This is a genomic window from Spirosoma soli, assembly GCF_042684525.1.
In the GTDB taxonomy this organism is placed as follows: domain Bacteria; phylum Bacteroidota; class Bacteroidia; order Cytophagales; family Spirosomataceae; genus Spirosoma; species Spirosoma soli.
The window spans coordinates 1-1,232 of sequence record NZ_JBHULN010000051.1; the positions used below are offsets into that span (position 1 = coordinate 1).

1 protein-coding gene is annotated in these 1,232 nt (G+C 49.3%); it reads left to right on the forward strand.

Annotation, left to right across the window (positions count from 1 at the left end; genetic code table 11):
- Window positions 1-70 precede the first annotated feature (70 nt).
- A complete protein-coding gene (locus ACFSUS_RS29020) occupies window positions 71-1,222 on the forward strand; it encodes an ISAs1 family transposase (RefSeq protein ID WP_381528792.1) in 1,152 nt (383 codons plus the stop codon).
- The last annotated feature ends 10 nt before the right edge of the window (window positions 1,223-1,232 follow it).

Here is a 1,232-nt window from a genome sequence, read left to right on the forward strand (position 1 = left end):
ACAGGGCTTTCTTATAAAAACGGGCAAGTAGCAGTTAGCTCTACTTTTGTGGTTGCAACACTACAAAACCATGACTACTACCGCTTGCCCGCTTAAAACTACTACGTTTTTTCAACTCCTTAACCAAACACCCGAATTGGATTTGCGTGACAACCGGGGAAAACGGCACTCATTGGCACTGGTGTTGACTGGCCTGGTGGCTGCCCTATGCTGCGGACGGGATGGCAACTTGTCACGGCTCCATCGGCACATGGCCAACCACTTCGAGAGTCTCCTTGAAGCAACACAACTAACTGACCATAAGGCCATTTCACGCGCTCAATTACCCATCTTGTTAGCCAAAGTGAATGGAATACGTTTTACCCGGCTACTACTTGACTGGTTCGGGTTTTCACTCGATGAAGACCAGAAAAGGTGGTTTGCCGTCGATGGAAAAGAACTGCGTGGCAGCATCCAGCCAGGCCATACGAGGGGTGAGGTATGCGTCTCGGCAGTGGCTCATGAAGACCAACAGGTTGTCGGCCAAGCCTTTTATAGTGGCACCAAAGAGAGTGAACGACCAGCAGTAAGTCAATTGCTCGATGAGCGGCATCTGTGCCACCAAAAAATCACGTTGGACGCCCTACATATGATTCCGCTAACGTTGCGCTCAATTCATACGGCAACAGGGCTTTATGTGGTAGGACTAAAAGCCAATCAGGCTAGTCTGTATCGACAATGTATTTGCCGATCTCTGTTTGGTACGGCTGATTATGAGCAGGTCGACGCAGAAAAAAAGCAGCATGGACGCATAGAGCAGCGCACTTACCAGTGTTATTCACTGGTGTCGTTGGTACTGGCCCCACGCTGGCAAACCACAGGTTTGGCAACGCTGATCCGTGTGGAACGGAATCGTCAGCAGGGCGGTGTAGTCAGTCAGGAAGTTAGTTATTTTGTCAGTAACGCCAAGCCTGCTAGCCAATCACAGGCTGTGGAACTGTTTGCTGCCATCCGCCAACATTGGTGTGTTGAGGTGAGGCATCACCAACGAGACGTGACACTGGCTGAAGATGCCTTACGAACAGTTAAGGCATCCGTAAGTCGGCTCTTGGGTAGCTTACGCACACTGGTTATGAATCTGTTAGAAGGCAAGAACGTGAAAAACAAAGCGGCTCAGTTGGATACTTTTGCTGATAAATTCCCAGTCTTGATCCAGTTCTTTACTCAGCAAATGGTTTTATAAGAAAGCCCTG

Coding starts and splice junctions, on each gene's coding strand:
- ACFSUS_RS29020 (WP_381528792.1), top strand. CDS start 71: ATGACTACTACCGCTTGCCCGCTTAAAACTACTACGTTTTTTCAACTC.